Source organism: Actinomadura macrotermitis (genome assembly GCF_009604375.1).
Taxonomy (GTDB): Bacteria; Actinomycetota; Actinomycetes; order Streptosporangiales; family Streptosporangiaceae; genus Spirillospora; species Spirillospora macrotermitis.
The window spans coordinates 2,388,784-2,403,195 of record NZ_WEGH01000001.1; the positions used below are offsets into that span (position 1 = coordinate 2,388,784).

At 73.6% G+C, this 14,412-nt stretch carries 11 protein-coding genes and 1 pseudogene; 7 read left to right on the forward strand and 5 right to left on the reverse strand.

Annotated elements, in window-relative coordinates; translation table 11 throughout:
- Positions 1-92: 92 nt before the first annotated feature.
- Positions 93-1,283 carry an alpha/beta hydrolase gene (locus ACRB68_RS11025; RefSeq protein WP_153531974.1) on the forward strand — a complete coding sequence of 397 codons (1,191 nt, stop codon included), beginning with the start codon at positions 93-95 and terminating at the stop codon, positions 1,281-1,283.
- Here the strand turns inward: ACRB68_RS11025 and ACRB68_RS11030 are convergent.
- Together ACRB68_RS11030 and ACRB68_RS11035 are read right to left on the reverse strand one after the other, a co-directional pair.
- Positions 1,252-2,169 carry a Vgb family protein gene (locus ACRB68_RS11030; RefSeq protein ID WP_153531975.1) on the reverse strand — a complete coding sequence of 306 codons (918 nt, stop codon included), beginning with the start codon at positions 2,167-2,169 and terminating at the stop codon, positions 1,252-1,254. The genes ACRB68_RS11025 and ACRB68_RS11030 overlap by 32 nt on opposite strands.
- A gap of 45 nt (positions 2,170-2,214) precedes the next feature.
- Positions 2,215-5,307 (reverse strand): BTAD domain-containing putative transcriptional regulator, encoded by a 3,093-nt coding sequence (locus ACRB68_RS11035; RefSeq protein WP_153531976.1) that lies wholly within the window; start codon positions 5,305-5,307, stop codon positions 2,215-2,217.
- Between the two features lie 86 nt (positions 5,308-5,393).
- Between ACRB68_RS11035 and ACRB68_RS11040 the strand changes: the two genes are divergently transcribed.
- The 3 genes from ACRB68_RS11040 (at position 5,394) to ACRB68_RS11050 (ending at position 7,715) form a co-directional block, all read left to right on the forward strand.
- A complete protein-coding gene (locus ACRB68_RS11040; protein WP_153531977.1) occupies positions 5,394-5,978 on the forward strand; it encodes an NADPH-dependent FMN reductase in 585 nt (194 codons plus the stop codon).
- Between the two features lie 105 nt (positions 5,979-6,083).
- Positions 6,084-6,425, forward strand: coding sequence for a YciI family protein (locus ACRB68_RS11045; protein WP_153531978.1), 342 nt, complete (start codon positions 6,084-6,086; stop codon positions 6,423-6,425).
- A gap of 45 nt (positions 6,426-6,470) precedes the next feature.
- Positions 6,471-7,715 (forward strand): RNA polymerase sigma factor, encoded by a 1,245-nt coding sequence (locus tag ACRB68_RS11050; protein ID WP_328594018.1) that lies wholly within the window; start codon positions 6,471-6,473, stop codon positions 7,713-7,715.
- Between the two features lie 67 nt (positions 7,716-7,782).
- Here the strand turns inward: ACRB68_RS11050 and ACRB68_RS11055 are convergent, their stop codons facing one another.
- Positions 7,783-9,051 carry a lipase family protein gene (locus ACRB68_RS11055; protein WP_153531980.1) on the reverse strand — a complete coding sequence of 423 codons (1,269 nt, stop codon included), beginning with the start codon at positions 9,049-9,051 and terminating at the stop codon, positions 7,783-7,785.
- A gap of 135 nt (positions 9,052-9,186) precedes the next feature.
- Complete coding sequence (locus ACRB68_RS11060) at positions 9,187-9,759, reverse strand: TetR/AcrR family transcriptional regulator (protein WP_328594019.1); 573 nt, start codon at positions 9,757-9,759, stop codon at positions 9,187-9,189.
- Positions 9,760-9,869: 110 nt separating this feature from the next.
- On the opposite strand from ACRB68_RS11060, the gene ACRB68_RS11065 reads away from it, so the two are divergent.
- From ACRB68_RS11065 to ACRB68_RS11075, 3 genes are all read left to right on the forward strand, one after another.
- Entirely contained in the window at positions 9,870-11,441 is a 1,572-nt protein-coding gene (locus tag ACRB68_RS11065; RefSeq protein ID WP_153531981.1) for an MDR family MFS transporter, read from the forward strand.
- A gap of 106 nt (positions 11,442-11,547) precedes the next feature.
- On the forward strand, positions 11,548-12,411 hold the full coding sequence (locus tag ACRB68_RS11070; RefSeq protein WP_153531982.1) for an alpha/beta fold hydrolase: 864 nt from the start codon (positions 11,548-11,550) through the stop codon (positions 12,409-12,411).
- Positions 12,412-12,420: 9 nt separating this feature from the next.
- The gene (locus ACRB68_RS11075) at positions 12,421-13,329 is read left to right on the forward strand and encodes a threonine/serine dehydratase (protein ID WP_153531983.1); all 909 of its coding nucleotides are present in this window, start codon (positions 12,421-12,423) and stop codon (positions 13,327-13,329) included.
- An 8-nt stretch (positions 13,330-13,337) separates the two neighbouring features.
- On the opposite strand, the pseudogene ACRB68_RS11080 reads toward ACRB68_RS11075, so the two are convergent.
- Positions 13,338-14,270, reverse strand: a pseudogene (locus ACRB68_RS11080) (RNA polymerase sigma factor); the annotation flags it as partial.
- Between the last annotated feature and the right edge of the window lie 142 nt (positions 14,271-14,412).

Genomic DNA, 14,412 nt, shown 5'->3' on the forward strand with positions numbered 1-14,412 from the left:
CTTTTCCTGACAGTACGATTACATTTTTCCCAAGAACCCCCATCGTTCGCGGGAGCCCCAGTAAAGTCTGCGCGACTCCTGAGGGGACAAACGTGCGCAAAAGGACTGACTCGCTGGTCGCCATCGGCAGCATCGCCGCCGTGGTGATCACGCCGGCCGTGCTGCTCATGCTGCCGCAGAGCGACCCCGCGCCGCGCGGGCTCGCCGGCGACGACCCCGCCCCGGCGGCACTGCAGAACGGCGTGCCGGTGCCCCAGCCGAAGAAGGCGTCCGAGGCCCCCGAGGGTCAGCAGCGCAGCGCGTCGCCGCTGCCGGACCCGAACAAGAAGCTCGGCACGAACCCGACGCGCAAGACCGTCGTCAAAAAGAAGAAGGCGGTCTTCGCCGCCGCCGACGACGGCGCCAAGATCACCGAAGCGGTGTGGAGCGGGAAGACCCGCGTCGACCTCACCGTCCAGTCCCCCGCGCTCGGCACCGCCCGCAAGGTGCGGGTGCTGGTCCCGCGCGGCTGGAGCGCGACGGCGACCCGCACCTGGCCGACCGTGTACGCCTTCCACGGCGGCAACGACTCCTACGTGTCCTGGACGCGCAGCACCGACATCGCCGCCGTCGCGGCCCGCTACGACACGCTCGTGGCCATGCCCGAGGGCGCCAACGGCTCCTACACCGACTGGTACAACAACGGCAAGGGCGGCAACCCGCGCTGGGAGACCTTCCACACCTCCGAGGTGCGGCAGCTGCTGGAGCGCAACTTCCACGCCGGCGCGCTGCGCGCCGCCATCGGCATCTCCTCGGGTGCGCAGGGCGCCATCACCTACGCCGGACGCCACCCGGGCATGTTCAAGTACGCCGCCGGATACAGCGGTGTGCTGTCGATGCTGTCGCCAGGCATCCCGTCGCTGCTGATGTACACCAACACCCGGCCGGGCACCGACCCCAACAAGATCTGGGGCGACCCCAGCGGCGACCGCGCCAACTGGGTCGCGCACGACCCGCTCAGCCTGCTGCCGAAGATGCGCGGCACCCGGATCTACGTCTCCGCCGGGAACGGGCAGCCGGGCCCCTACGACAAGCCGGGCCGGGCGCCGTGGGACGTGCGCTACCTGAGCGAGACGCAGGTGGGGCGCGCCACCGGCGATTTCGTCGAGCAGGCCCGCAAGCTCGGCGTGCCGGTCACCGCGAACCTGTACGGGCCGGGCTCGCACACCTGGGCCTACTGGAAGCGCGAGATGCACCGCACCTGGCCCGCGGTCATGCAGTCGATCGGGGCCCGCAAGCTCTGACGGGCTCCAGCCGGGCGAGCGCGCCGATCTCCAGCGCGGTCCAGATCGCGCCGTCCGGGCCCACGGCGACGCCGTGCGGCTCGGCGGCGGCGACCGGCAGCGGGTGCTCGGTGACCTCGCCGCCGCGGGTGATGCGGCCGAGCCGGTTCGCGCCCCACTCGGTGAACCACAGGGCGTCATCGGGCCCCGCGACGATGGCGTGCGGGCGGCAGGACGGGTCGGGCAGCGCGAACTCCTCGATCCGGCCGTCGCCCGGCACGAGCCGGCCGATCTGCCCGGCGCCGATCTCGGTGAACCACAGCGCGCCGTCCGGGCCGGCCGCCAGGCCGACCGGGGCGGCCTCGGGCGTCGGCAGCGGGTGGATCGCGATCGTGCCGTCGAGCGCGGCGCGGCCGATCGCGTCGGCCTGGTTCAGGGTGAACCAGAGCGCGCCGTCGGGGCCGGTCACGATCGCCGACGGGTAGCCGCCGCGCAGCGGCAGCTCGAACTCGCTGATCTCGCCGCCGGTGGTGATGCGGCCGATCCGGTCGGCGGACATCTCGGTGAACCACAGCGCGCCGTCGGGGCCCGGGGTGATGCCGAACGGCGCCGCGCCCGGTGTCGGCAGCGGATACGAGGAGACCTCGCCGTCGGTGCCGACGCGGCCGATCGCGGACGTCCCCGACTCGGTGAACCACAGGGCGCCGTCCGGGCCGGCGGTGATGGACATGGGCGCGGCCGTGGCCGACGCCAGGGGGAAGACGGTGACCTCGCGCGCGGCGTCCAGCCGGCCGATCCGCCCGGCGTGCACGAGCGTGAACCAGAGCGCGCCGTCGGGCCCGGCGGTGATCCCATAAGGACCGTCACCGGGGGCCGCGACGGCGAACTGTTCAATGGGGCGTGTCATGTCCCGATCATGGCGTATGCGGCTTTATCGCAACCAGCCCGGGGTTCACCCCGCCGAAAGGTGCTCTTCGGCCGTCATGGCGGTGCCGTATTCGGATTCTGCGGCGAAAACCTCGTCGCCCAGGCCCTTGCGAGCGCGCGCGGCGGCGCGGTCGATGTCGGCGCTCTCGGCAGGACCGGCTGGCATGTTCGCCTCGTCGCGGATGCGGGACGCCGTGCCGAGCATCCTGGCAGCGCGCGCGTGGTCACCGGCCAGGGCGACCGCTCCGGCGAGCCCTTCCAGGCTGAATGCCTTGTCGCGCGGTGCACGTAGGACGACGGCGGCTTTCAGCGCGTCCCGGTGATAGGTCAGCGCGCGCGTAGCGTCTCCGCGCAGGTCGGCGATGTGGCCGAGTTCGACCAGGACGGGCGGCAGGAACAGCGGCGGGACGTCGTCCTCGGCCGCCGGAATCGACCGCAGCATGTCGAGCAGCCGATCCTCGGCCTCGTCCAGGTCGCCGAGGCGGCGGGCGGCGAGTCCGAGCCCGAACTCGCCGAACACGATCGCTTGCCGATGTCCCTGCTCGGCGCCGAGCCGCCGCGCCCGCCCGAACATCTCGCGGGCCTGCTCATAGCGGGCGCCGAGCAGCGACACCCAGCCGAGCCAGCCGAGCTGGACGGCGGCGTGCGGCCACAGGCGCAGCTCCTCGGCGAGGCGCAGGCCCTCGCGCTGCAGGCGTTCGGCGCGCGCGTAGTCGCCGGTGAGCTCGGCGTGCCCGGCGAGCCACTCGGCCGCCTGCAGCCGGCCCCAGCGGTCGCCGAGGCGGGTGAACAGCCGGGCGGCCCGCTCGGCGTCGCGCTCCAGCGCGGCCGGGTCGCCGTGCGCGTGGGCGTGCTTGGCGCTGACGACCAGGCTCGCGGCGGCGCCCCAGTCATCGCCGAGCGCGGCGAAGTCCGCCATGAGCGGGGCCAGCCGCGCGGCGGCCGTGTCGGCGTCGTCGTACTCGGTGCCGGTGAACAGCAGGAACCAGGCGGCGCGGGCCCGCTGCCCCGGGTTGTCGATCTCAAAGAGCCCGTGTGCCGCCGCGTCCCGCTCGTCCGTTTCGCCCTGGAGCATCGCCAGGCCGGCCGCCCAGGCGGCGGCGCGGGCGCGCGTGGCGGGCGGGCCGTCGCCGGACGCCGACGCGGCGTGCAGGGAGCGGCGGGCCTCGGTCCAGCGGCCGCGCAGGAACCAGTACCAGGTGAGGGCGTTGGCGAGGCGCAGCGCCTCGGCGGCGGGCGCGCCGTCGAGCGCCGCGCGCAGGTTGGCGGACTCGGCGTCCAGGACCGTCAGCCACCGCTCCTGGTCGCCGCCGAACAGGTGCGGCTCGGCGCGTTCGGCGAGGTCCAGGTAATACGCGCGGTGCCGGTCGCGGACGGCGGCGTACTCGCCGGCCTCGGCGAGCCGGTCGGCGCAGTAGGCCGCGACGGACTCCAGCAGCCGGTAGCGGGGACCGTCGGCCATCACGACCAGGGACCGGTCGACCAGCCGCACCAGCAGGTCGACGACCTCCTCCTCGGGTGCCTCCGGCCCGGCGCAGACGGCCTCGGCGGCCTCCAGCGTGCAGCCGTCGGCGTGCGCGGCGAGGCGGCGCAGCACCGCGCGCTCGGGCCCCTCCAGCAGCTCCCAGCTCCAGTCGATCATCGCCATGAGGGTCTGCTGGCGCGGCGGCGCGCCGCGGTGGCCGGTCGCCAGCAGCCGGAACCGGTCGTCCAGGCGGGCGACGAGACCGCGCACGCCGAGCGCGCGGACGCGGGTCGCGGCCAGTTCGAGGGCGAGCGGGATGCCGTCCAGGCGGCGGCAGAGCACGCGGGCGTCGCCCTCGGTCGCCTCGTCCAGCCGGAAGCCGCGCGCGGACGCGGTGGCCCGCTCGGCGAACAGCCGGACCGCGCCGTCCTCGTCCAGCGGCGGGACGTTCCACACGGTCTCGCCGGGCAGGCCGAGCGGCTCGCGGCCGGTCGCCAGCACCCGCAGGCCGGGGGCGGCCGCCAGCAGCCGGCCGGTGAGGTCGGCGGCCTGCTCGACCACGTGCTCGCAGTTGTCCAGGACCAGCAGGAGCTCGCGCGGGGCGAGGGCCTCGGCGAGCAGGTCCAGGGGCGGTCCGCCGCCGGACTCGTGCACGTCCAGCGCCGCCATGACGGCCGGGGCGAGGTCGGCGTCGCGCTCCTGGGCGGCCAGCTCGACCAGCCAGACACCGTCGGCGAACGCGCCGGTGAGCCCCGCGGCGGCCTCCAGGGCGAGCCGGGTCTTGCCGACGCCGCCGGGTCCGGTCAGCGAGACGAGCCGGTCGTCGTGCAGGCACCGGCGGACGTCGGCGACGGCGTCGTCCCGGCCGACCAGCCCTGAGCGCGGCGCGGGCAGGTTGCCGCGAGGCCGGTCGCGCAGCGGCGCTCCGGCCGGCGCCGCCAGCGCGGGGTCCTGCCGCAGGATCGCCTGGTGGAGGGCGGCCAGCTGCGGGGACGGGTCCAGGCCGAGCTCGTCGGCCAGCAGCGTCCGCAGCCGCTCGTGGCTCTCCAGCGCCTCGCTCTGTCGTCCGGACCGGTACAGGGCCAGCATGTGCGCGGCGCGCAGCCGTTCGCGCAGCGGATGGGACAGCAGCGCCTCGCCGAGTTCCCCGGCGAGCGCGCCGTGCTCCCCGCGCGCGAGGCGGGCCTCGGCGTGGTCTTCCAGCGCGGCCAGGCGCGCCTCCTCCAGCCGGGTGATCGTGGCCTGGGTGAACGGCTCGTCGGCGAAATCGGCGAGCGCGGGACCGCGCCATAGAGCCAGCGCCCCGGCCAGCTCGCCTGCGGCGACCAGTTCCCGGAAGCGCGCGGCGTCCACCTCCGCGGGCGGCGTCCGCAGCAGGTAACCGGCGGGACGCGACTCCACCAGCGCGCGCGCTCCAGGCTCGGCGTCCTCCAGGACGCGGCGCAGCTGCGACACCTTCGACGACAGTGCGGCCTCGGGGTTGCCCGGCGGGGCCTCTCCCCACAGGTCGTCGATCAGCCGGTCGGCGGGGACAGGACGACCCTCGTGCAGCAGCAGGTCGGCGAGCAGCGCGCGGACCTTCAGGCCCGGCACCGCGACGGGCTCGCCGGCGCTCGTCCACACCGCGAGCGGGCCGAGGATCCCGAAACGCATGGCGGCACGATAGCCCGGATACCGGCCGTAAGGATCCCGTAACCGCTCCCCGGCACGGTGGGCCCGACAAGGAAGGAGGCCTGGAGATGGACGACACCATCCGGCTGGCGGTCATCATCGCCAGCACCCGCGACGGCCGCTTCGGGCCGACCGTCGCCGGCTGGTTCACCCGGCACGTCCGCCGCCGCCCCGGCCTGGAACCGGACGTGATCGACCTCGCCGAGACGGCGCTGCCCGCCGTGCTGCCCGACCACGGGGACGCGGCGCCGCCCGCGCCGGTCCGGGCGCTCGCGCCCCGGCTGGCCGCCGCCGACGCGTTCGCGGTGATCACGCCCGAGTACAACCACGGCTACCCGGCCCCGCTGAAGACCGCCATCGACTGGTACTACGCCGAATGGCGGGCCAAGCCCGTCGCGATCGTGTCCTACGGGCGCGACACCGGCGGGGCGCTCGCCGCCGCGCAGCTCCGGCAGGTCTTCACCGAGGTGGACGCGGTCGCCATCCGGGACGGCGTCACGCTGCCCCGCTACTGGGAGCTGTTCGCCGCCGACGGCTCCTGGCCGAAGGAGTCGGCCGGCTGCGACACCGACGTCAAGGTCACGCTCGACCGGCTGACCTGGTGGGCCCGCGCCCTCCGCGACGCCCGCGCCCGCCGTCCCTACGACGGCTGAAAAAAATCTCGGAGAAAGTTCGCCGGCCGTGTCGATCGGCGTCATCCTCGATCGACGCGTCAGTGAAGGCCGGGAGGAACCGGGCCGGACGAGAAGGAGAAGCAGATGCGGTTCATGATGATGACCAGTGGCGACGAGAGCTCCGCGCAGACCCCGCCCGACCCGCAGATGATGGCCGAGATGGGCGCCTTCATCGAGGAGATGAGCAAGGCGGGCGTGCTGCTGGCGACCGGCGGCCTGGAGCCCGGCGGCACCTACGTCCAGGCGACCGGCGGCAAGATGGAGGTCCTGGACGGCCCCTACGCCGAGGCCAAGGAGGTCGTCGTCGGCTTCGCGCTCATCGAGGTGAGCAGCCGCGAGGAGGCCATCGAGCTGTCCCGCCGCTTCTGGGCGATCGTCGGCGAGGGCAAGGGCGTCATCCAGCAGGTCTTCGGCCCCGAGGACTGATCCGCGCCCTTGCGCGGCGCGCGCGCTGCTGCTGTCATCTGTCGGGTGACGGCTACGGATGTGCGCCGCGCGATCGACGCGGTCTGGCGGCTGGAGTCCGCCCGGATCACCGCGGGTCTCGCCCGGCTGGTGCGCGACGTCGGACTGGCCGAGGAACTGGCGCAGGACGCGCTGGTGCAGGCCCTGGAACAGTGGCCCGAGTCGGGCGTCCCGGATAACCCGGGCGCCTGGCTCATGGCCGTGGCCAAGCGCCGCGGCATCGACCGGATCCGCCGCGAGCAGCGCTACGAGGCCAAGCTCGCCGAGATCGGGCACCGGCTGGAGACCGTCGAGGAGAACGCCTTCGACGCCGTCCTGGACGAGGGCGCCATCGAGGACGACGTGCTGCGCCTGGTGTTCACCGCCTGCCACCCGGTGCTGTCCACCCCGGCGCGCGTCGCGCTCACCCTGCGGATGCTCGGCGGCCTGGCCACCGACGAGATCGCGCGCGCGTTCCTGGTGCCCGAGGCGACCGTGGCGCAGCGGATCGTGCGCGCCAAGCGCACCCTGGCCGAGGCGGACGTGCCGTTCGAGACGCCGGTCGGCGCCGACCGGGCGGCGCGGCTGGCGTCGGTGCTGGAGGTCGTCTACCTGATCTTCAACGAGGGGTACGCGGCCACCGCCGGCGACGCGCTGGTCCGCGCCGACCTCTGCCTGGAGGCGCTGCGCCTCGGCCGGATGCTGGCGGGCCTGGCGCCCGGCGAGCCCGAGGTGCACGGGCTGGTCGCGCTGATGGAGATCCAGGCGTCGCGGACCCGGGCCCGGACCGGCGCGGACGGGCGGCCCGTCCCCCTCGCCGAGCAGAACCGGGGGCTGTGGGACCGGCTGCTCATCCGGCGCGGGTTCGCGGCGCTGCTGCGCGCCCAGCGGATCGGGGCGCCGCCCGGCCCGTACGTGCTGCAGGCCGCGATCGCCGCCTCGCACGCGCAGGCCGCCTCCTTCGCCGAGACCGACTGGCGGCAGATCGCCGGCCTGTACGAGCTGCTGGTCCGGCAGACGCCGACGCCGGTGGTGGAGCTGAACCGGGCCGTCGCGGTCGCGATGGCCGAGGGCCCCGCGCGCGGCCTGGAGATCGTCGACGCCCTCGGCCCGCAGCTGAAGGACTACCACCTGCTGCCGAGCGTGCGCGGCGACCTGCTGGCCCGCCTCGGCCGGTCCGCCGAGGCCCGCGCGGAGTTCGAGCGCGCCGCCGAGCTCACCCGCAACGCGGCCGAGCGCCAGGTGCTGCTGGACCGCGCCGCCGCTCAGTGAACGGCACGCGGCCCGGGCGGGTGACGAGGGAGGAGCCCGCCCGGGCCGCGTTCTTGAGGGGGAATGGTCAGCAGTTGGACTTGACCGGCTTGTCCTCGAAGCGGTCGCCGAGGAAGTTGGTCACGTCACCGGCCGCGCCCCAGTCGGTCGACAGGTGCTCGGTCGGGTAGGTGTTCTTCCAGGTGGTGTTGATGCCGGCCTTGCAGTAGGCGGCGCGGGTGGCGTCCTCGGTCTCGTGCGGGATGATCTCCTCCAGCCAGCCGCGGTACTGGAAGACCGGGAAGCCGATCTTGTACTTGGCGGCCGAGTCCGCGGTGCCGACGTCCACGCCGAGCTTCTGCCGGTCCACGACGTCGCTCCAGGTGACGCCGCCGGGCCCGGTCAGCTTGTAGATCTGGTCCAGGGTCAGCTTGTCCTTGGTGTAGTTCTCCACCCGGGCGCCGAGGAAGACCGCGAGGGTGCCGTACAGGCAGTTCTTCCTGACGTCGGCGACGGCGCGCTTGCCGGCGTCGTTCATCAGCTCGTTGAACGGCATCTCGGGGTAGGCGGCGTTCAGGCCGACCAGGGCGTCGGCCAGGAAGCCGGCGAACGCGCTGCCGTTCAGCTGCTTGGCGACCAGCTTCAGGTCGCCGGGCACGCCGCCCGCCGCCGCGCCGACGACGTTCACGTCGGGGGCGTAGGAGGAGGCGAGCTGGGCCGCCCACAGCGACGCGGCGCCGCCCTCGGAGTAACCGGAGATGCCGACCTTGCCGTCGGGCTTCAGCGAGCCGCCGGGCAGCAGGCGCGCGGCGCGCACGATGTCCAGCAGCGCGTGCCCGGCGTTCGCGCCGATCACGTAGGTGTGCACCTGGCCGTCGAGGTAGCCGACGCCGTCGGTGGCGGTGACGGCGTACCCGGCCTTGAGGAACAGCTGCAGGTTGCCGCCCTCGTACATGTCGACGTACTGGCCGGCGAGCTGCTTGGAGAACGCGCACTGCGGGCCGGAGCCGAGGGTGCCGGGGTTGAACGCCACGGTCGGGCGCGAGCCGGACTTGGTCCAGGCGGCGGTCGGGATCGCCACCGTCCCGGTCACGATGTTCTTGGCGCCCTTGGTGTCGGTGGAGACGTACCGGACCTTCCACGCCTTCATCGGCACGTCGCCGGGGATGTTGCTGAGCTTGACCTCGCGGCAGGCCAGCAGCTCGCCCGGGTTGCCGGTGACCTCGCCGGGGGCGGCGTAGATGTCGGCCTCGGAGGCGGTGCACCCGGTGGGCGCGGCCGACGCGGCCGACGCCGCCAGGGGGGTCATGAGCGCGGCGGTCGCGGCGGCCGCGATGGCACATGCTCGGAATCTCATCATCACTCCAGGAGGGGGTTGCCGGAAAGTGATCGCTGACGACAATTCCTCAGACCCCCGGGAGCGGGTAATGCAGCATCGCCACACGTCGCGACGCGTTTTTAGCAGCCGGCGCACAAGATTTCGCGGCGCCGGTCACCCCTCCTGGTCGGCGGCGAGCAGCTGCTCGCCGGCCACCTGCAGCAGCGCGGCGCGCTTCTCCTCGGCGGTGGTGCCGTCGTCCAGCTCCTCCATCGCGAACGTGCCGAAGTAGACGGTGAACAGCGCGCTCACCGACCGCACCCGCCGCACGAGCGGCCAGTCCGGGTCGCTGAGCAGCTCACCGAGGCCGTGCATCCGCTGCTTGAAGGTCTCCGCGCTCTGCATCCGGCGCAGCGCCGCCTGGTTCTCCTGCAGGAACCGCAGCGTCGGGGCGTTCTCGGCCAGCGCGGCGTTCAAGCGGGACAGCAGTTCCCGGCGGGTGGCGAGCGTGGCGGGCTGCTCGCGGCCCCAGGCGATGAGCTCGTCGATGCGGCGGCCGGCCTCGTCGCCGAGGCCGCCGACGATGTCCTCCTTGGACTTGAAGTGGTAGTACAGCGCGGCCTTGGTGACGTCCAGCCGCTCGGCGATCTCGCGCAGCGACGTCTGGTCGTAGCCGCGCTCCAGGAACAGCTCCAGCGCGGTGTCCAGGATGCGCTGCCGGGTGTCCTTGCGTCGCGTCCCGGTCACGGCGTCCTCCTTCGTCGGCCCCCTTAACTTACTTGACGCCCGGCTAGTTAGCGAGTTACCTTCCCCCCATCAACTAGCCGGGCGGCAAGTAAGTAGAGCTGGGACACGACATGACCGACACTCCCCCTGAAACCACGGGCCCCGCCACCACGGGCCCCGAAAGCCCCGAGCCCGAGGCGCGCAACCTGTACGTCGTCATCGGCGCCGTGCTGATCGCGATGCTGCTCGCGATGCTCGACAACCTGATCCTCAGCACCGCGATGCCGAGCATCGTCGGCGACCTCGGCGGCCTCGCCCACCTGTCCTGGGTGGTCACCGCCTACATCCTCGCCACCGCGGTCTCCACCCCGGTGTGGGGCAAGCTCGGCGACATGTACGGGCGCAAGGGCGCCTTCCTCACCTCGATCGCCGTCTTCCTGACCGGGTCGGCGCTGGCCGGCATGTCGCAGGACATGACCCAGCTGATCGCGTTCCGCGCGCTGCAGGGCCTCGGCGGCGGCGGCCTGATGGTCGGCGCCCTGGCCATCATCGGCAGCCTGGTCCCGCCCCGCGAGCAGGGCCGCTACCAGGGCATGATGTCCGGCGTGATGGGGCTGGCGATGATCGCCGGGCCGCTGGCCGGCGGCACCATCACCGACCACCTCGGCTGGCGCTGGTGCTTCTACGTCAACCTGCCGCTCGGCGCGCTCGCGCTGGTGCTGATCGGCGCCGTGCTGCACCTGCCGAAGCGCCGCTCGTCCGCGCGCGTCGACGTGGCGGGCGTGCTCACGCTGACCACCGTCACCACCTCGGTCGTGCTGGTCACCGCCTGGGGCGGCACCGAGTACGCCTGGGGCTCGCCGGTCGTGCTCGGGCTGATCGCGCTCGCCGTCGCCGGCGCGGCCGCGTTCGTCCTCGTCGAGCGGCGCGCCGCCGAGCCGCTGCTGCCGCTCGGGCTGTTCCGCAACGCCAACTTCTCCGTCGTCACCGTCATCGGCTTCATGCTGGGCTTCGCGATGTTCGGCGGGATGACCTTCCTGCCGCTGTTCCAGCAGGCGGTGCAGGGCGCGTCGGCCACCAACGCCGGGCTGCTCGGGCTGCCGATGACCCTGTCCATGGTGGCGGTGAACGTGGTCGTCGGGCCGATCATCACCCGCACCGGCCACTACAAGTCCTTCGTCGTCGCGGGCGGCGCGCTGGTCATGTCCGGGCTGGCGCTGATGTCGCAGATGGACACCGGCACCTCGCGCCTCACCACCGGCGTCTACATGGCCCTGCTCGGCCTCGGCATGGGCTGCCTGATGCAGACCACGCTGCTGGTCACGATGCAGAGCGTCGAGCCGAAGGACCTCGGCGTCGGGTCGTCCACCGCGTCCCTGGCCCGCACGATCGGCGGCTCGATCGGCGTCTCGGTCGCGGGCGCGCTGTTCGCCGACCGGGTGCACGCCATCATGGCCGAGCGCGGCGCGGGCGCCCTGGCCGGCGGCCCGGCCCAGCTGGACGCGGCGAGCCTGCAGCGGCTGCCCGCCCACGTGCGCGACGCCTACGAGCACGCGGTGGCGGGCGGCGTGCACCAGGCGTTCCTGCTGGCCTCGGCGGCGGGGCTGATCGCCTTCATCGGCGCCTGGTTCGTCCGGCAGGTGCCGCTGAAGTACCCGGCCGCCCCCGCCGAGGCGCCCACCCCCGAAAAGGCCGGCATCTGACGGACGCCCAGAGGGAACGCCATACTTCTAACGGAAGACAGACGCTTGACCCGTTAGAAGCGGCCGCGCTATAACTAACGCATCTGCTTAGCGAGAGGCATTAGAGATGGCGTTCCCCCTGGTCACCCGCGTCACCCACCGGCACCTCGACGTCGAGGGCGTCCGCGTCTTCTACCGCGAGTCGCTCCCCGAGCGGGAGAACGCGCCCGTCCTCCTGCTGCTGCACGGCTTCCCCTCCTCCTCGCACCAGTACCGGCGCCTCATCGACGCCCTCGGCTCCCGCTACCGGCTGATCGCCCCGGACTATCCGGGCTTCGGGCAGACCGAGGCGCCGGACGACTTCGTCTACTCCTTCGACCGGCTCGCCGACATCACCGAGGGATTCGTCCAGAAGCTCGGGCTGGAACGCTTCTCCATGTACATGTTCGACTTCGGGGCTCCCGTCGGGTTCCGGCTGGCGCTGCGCCACCCCGAGTGGGTCGCGGGGCTGGTCGTGCAGAACGGCAACGCCTACGAGGCGGGCCTGTCGGAGGGGGCGCGGGACTTCATCGCGCTGCGGCCCGGCCAGGAGGACGCCGTCCGGGGCCTGCTCACCCTGGAGGGCACGCGCGGCCAGTACGAGGGCGGGACGGGCGACGTCACCGCCGTCGCGCCCGACGGCTGGACCCTCGACCAGCACTACCTGGACCTGCCCGGCCGCCAGGACGCCCAGATCGCGCTGGCCTTCGACTACCGCTCCAACGTCGCCCAGTACGGCCGGTGGCAGGAGTGGCTGCGCGAGCACACCCCGCCCGCGCTGATCGTCTGGGGCCGCGACGACATGTTCTTCCCCGAGCCCGGCGCCCGCGCCTACCTGGCCGACCTGCCGGACGCCGAGCTGCACCTGTTCGACACCGGCCACTTCGCGCTGGAGGAGAAGCTGGCCGAGATCGCCCCCCTCGTCGCCGGCTTCCTGGACCGGGTGGGCTAAACAGAAGGAATGATCTTCCACGCCGACGTCCGGGACGCCGCCGCGCGCATCGCGGGCCGGGTCCGCCGCACCCCCATGGCCGAGGCCGACGGGCTGCTGCTGAAGCTCGAGCAGCTCCAGCACACCGGGTCGTTCAAGGCGCGCGGCGCCTTCAACCGGATCCTGGCCGCCGGGCCGCCGCCCGCCGCCGGCGTGGTGACGGCGTCGGGCGGCAACGCCGGCCTCGCCGTCGCGTTCGCCGCCGCCGAGACCGGCACGCGGGCCGAGGTGTACGTGCCGCGGACCGCGCCGCCGGTCAAGGTCGCCGGGCTGCGCCGGCTCGGCGCGGCCGTCGTGCAGGTCGGCGACCGCTACGCCGAGGCGCAGGAGGCCGCGACCGAGCGCGCCGCCGAGACCGGCGCGCTGTACTGCCACGCCTACGACCAGCCGGAGGTCTGCGCCGGCCAGGGCACGCTCGGGCTGGAGATCCTGGAGCAGGCCGCGGACGCCGACACGATCCTGCTGGCCGTCGGCGGCGGCGGGCTGATGGCGGGCGTCGCGGCGGCCGTGGAGGGACGCGCCCAGGTGATCGGCGTCGAGCCGGAGACCGCGCCCACCCTGAACCGCGCCCTGCGCACCGGCGGTCCTGCCGACGTGGCCGTCTCCGGTGTGGCGGCCGACTCCCTGGGCGCGACGAGGCTCGGCGACATCGCCTACGCGGTCGCGGCGCGCACCGGCGTGCGGTCGCTCCTGGTCGACGACGAGGCGATCATCGCCGCCCGCCGCGAACTGTGGACGAGGCACCGCCTCGTCGTCGAGCACGGCACGGCCGCCGCCCTGGCCGCCCTGCGCACCGGCGCCTACCGGCCGGCCCCGGGCGAACGGGTGGTGGTCGTCCTCTGCGGAGCGAACACCGACCCGTCCGACCTGGCCGGCTGACCCCTCCCCTACCCCAGCAGGTCCGCCAGGGCGCGCCGGCAGGACGGCTGGCGCAGCTTGTGCATGCCCTTGGACTCGATCTGCCGGATCCGCTCGCGGGTGACGCCGTAGACCTGGCCGACCTGGTCGAGGGTCTTCGGCTCGCCGCCGGCCAGCCCGTAGCGCAGCGAGATCACCCCGGCCTCGCGTTCGGTGAGGACGCCGAGCACCGCGTCGAGCTGGCCGCGCAGCATCGACGAGGACACCGCGTCGACCGGGTCGGGCGTCTCGGTGTCCTCGATGAAGTCGCCGAACTCGCCGCCGTCGCCGGCCTCGCCGACCGGCACGTGCAGCGAGATCGGCTCGCGGGACTGGCGCTGCAGCCGCTCGACCTTCTCCTGGGTGATGTCGAGCTCGGCGGCCAGCTCGGCCGGGGTGGGCTCGCGCCCGAGGTCCTGGACGAGCTGGCGGCGCACCCGGTTCATCCGGTTGACGATCTCGGCCACGTGGGCGGGCAGCCGGATCGTGCGGCCCTGGTCGGCCAGGGAGCGCGTCATCGCCTGCTTGATCCACCAGACGGCGTAGGTGGAGAACTTCAGGCCGCGCCGGTGCTCGAACTTCTCCACCGCGCGGATCAGCCCGAGGTTGCCCTCCTGGATGAGGTCGATCAGCGGCAGCCCCCGGCCGGCGTAGCGCTTGGCGAGCGAGACGACCAGCCGCAGGTTCGCCTCGATCATGTGCTCCTTGGCGCGGCGGCCGTCCTCGGCGATCCAGCGCAGGTCCTCGACGGTCTGCTCGTCCAGGCCCGTGGCGTCCTCCAGCCGTTCCCGGGCGAAGAGGCCGGCCTCGATGCGCTGGGCGAGGTCGACCTCCTGCTCGGCGGTCAGCAGCGGGGTCCGGCCGATCTGGGCGAGGTAGTCCTTGACCGGATCGGTGGAGCCGGTGGTGACGGTGCGGAAGGCGTTCAAGGGGGGTCCTTTTCCTCGTCCGGTAGGGGTGCGGCGGGGGTTGGGCCTCAGCCCCGCCCGAGGATCCGGTTCCGCTGGAACGCGCGGGGCTGCCTGGATCGGTCGTTCCCACGCCGGGGCTCGCGCACACCCCGGA

Excerpts from the sequence above, each read along its gene's own strand:
- ACRB68_RS11030 (WP_153531975.1), bottom strand. The coding sequence starts at position 2,169 with ATGACACGCCCCATTGAACAGTTCGCCGTCGCGGCCCCCGGTGACGGT.
- ACRB68_RS11035 (WP_153531976.1), bottom strand. The coding sequence starts at position 5,307 with ATGCGTTTCGGGATCCTCGGCCCGCTCGCGGTGTGGACGAGCGCCGGC.
- ACRB68_RS11040 (WP_153531977.1), top strand. The coding sequence starts at position 5,394 with ATGGACGACACCATCCGGCTGGCGGTCATCATCGCCAGCACCCGCGAC.
- ACRB68_RS11045 (WP_153531978.1), top strand. The coding sequence starts at position 6,084 with ATGCGGTTCATGATGATGACCAGTGGCGACGAGAGCTCCGCGCAGACC.
- ACRB68_RS11055 (WP_153531980.1), bottom strand. The coding sequence starts at position 9,051 with ATGAGATTCCGAGCATGTGCCATCGCGGCCGCCGCGACCGCCGCGCTC.
- ACRB68_RS11065 (WP_153531981.1), top strand. The coding sequence starts at position 9,870 with ATGACCGACACTCCCCCTGAAACCACGGGCCCCGCCACCACGGGCCCC.
- ACRB68_RS11070 (WP_153531982.1), top strand. The coding sequence starts at position 11,548 with ATGGCGTTCCCCCTGGTCACCCGCGTCACCCACCGGCACCTCGACGTC.
- ACRB68_RS11075 (WP_153531983.1), top strand. The coding sequence starts at position 12,421 with ATGATCTTCCACGCCGACGTCCGGGACGCCGCCGCGCGCATCGCGGGC.